A 1,061-nucleotide genomic window follows, 5' to 3' on the forward strand; every position below is an offset into this window, starting at 1 on the left:
CGCGCGGCGGTGACCCGGTCGGTCTGGGGCATCGAACTCGATCTGAGCGGGGTCACGTTCTGTGACTGCTCCGGACTCAATACCCTGCTGGCCGTGAGGCTGCAGGCACGCCGCCAGTCCAAGACCGTGACCATTCGCGCCGCCAGTCCCGCCGTCCACCGCGTACTTACGCTGACCGGTACGTGGCCCTTTTTCAAGGCGGCGGACGACTCCGATTCCGACACCTCGGACGACGCAGGCCCCGAGGCGGCACCCGAAATCTCCGCCGACCGCGCCCCTCCCCCCGCTCCGCTTCCGGCACCGGCCTGGGCGGACGGCGCCGACGAGCGACTGCGGACCGAAGTCATACAGCTGCGCCGGGCCATGCAGACGCGCCCGACCATCGACCTGGCCCGCGGCATCCTCATGGCCTCCTTCGGACTCACCCCGGAGGACGCCTGGAGCGCTCTGGTCATGACCTCGCAACACACCAACGCCAAGGTGCACCGCGTCGCCCAGGGCCTGGTGGACACCGTCTCCGGCACCCCCCTGCCGGAGTCCGTACAGCTGGTACTCAGCGACGTCCTGACCAAGGTCGGCACGGCTGAGGCACAATCGACCTCCCGGTAGCGCGAACGACGATTGACCGTCACGTCGGCTACCCGGTCGTACAGCTGTTCCCGGTGGGTCGGCTGCGCCGCGTGTCTCGATTCCCGCAGCCCTACGGACGTGAACTTGCCCGTGAGCACGCCGAGTTGCCGGAACGTCTGGCCGAACTGGAGCCGGTCCGCGTGCGGGAGGAGTCCGGATGACGGGAATGCGCTACGTATACGCGGTCTGCCGCCCCTTCGGCGGCGCCCTCCAGGCTCAGTTGACGGGCGTGGCGGGCGACCCGCCCAGGCTGCTGACCCACCACGGCCTGGTCGCCGTCGTGAGCCACGTACCGGAGGGGGACTTCGCCCAGGAACCACTGCGGGCCGCATACGTACGGTGGGACAAGTGACGGCGGTCTCGACGGGCAGTGACACCGCCTGCGAGAGCGCGCCGATCACGGACCAGACGAACGGGCTCGGGCCCTGGGC

Annotated in this window: 1 protein-coding gene and 2 pseudogenes; 2 read left to right on the top strand and 1 reads right to left on the bottom strand. The window is 69.7% G+C overall.

Features of this window, described 5'->3' with window-relative positions; translation table 11 throughout:
• Positions 1–609 (top strand): ANTAR domain-containing protein (locus tag AB0I77_RS53915; RefSeq protein ID WP_363290390.1); only part of this gene is annotated, 609 nt, incomplete at its 5' end.
• A 178-nt stretch (positions 610–787) separates the two neighbouring features.
• Positions 788–958, top strand: a pseudogene (locus tag AB0I77_RS53920) (GvpL/GvpF family gas vesicle protein); the annotation flags it as partial.
• Here the strand turns inward: AB0I77_RS53920 and AB0I77_RS53925 are convergent.
• Positions 945–1,061 (bottom strand): annotated as a pseudogene (locus tag AB0I77_RS53925) (LLM class F420-dependent oxidoreductase); the annotation flags it as partial. The pseudogenes AB0I77_RS53920 and AB0I77_RS53925 sit on opposite strands and share 14 nt — an antisense overlap.

Origin of the sequence: Streptomyces sp. NPDC050619 (assembly GCF_040654815.1) — a bacterium.
Lineage (GTDB): Bacteria > Actinomycetota > Actinomycetes > Streptomycetales > Streptomycetaceae > Streptomyces.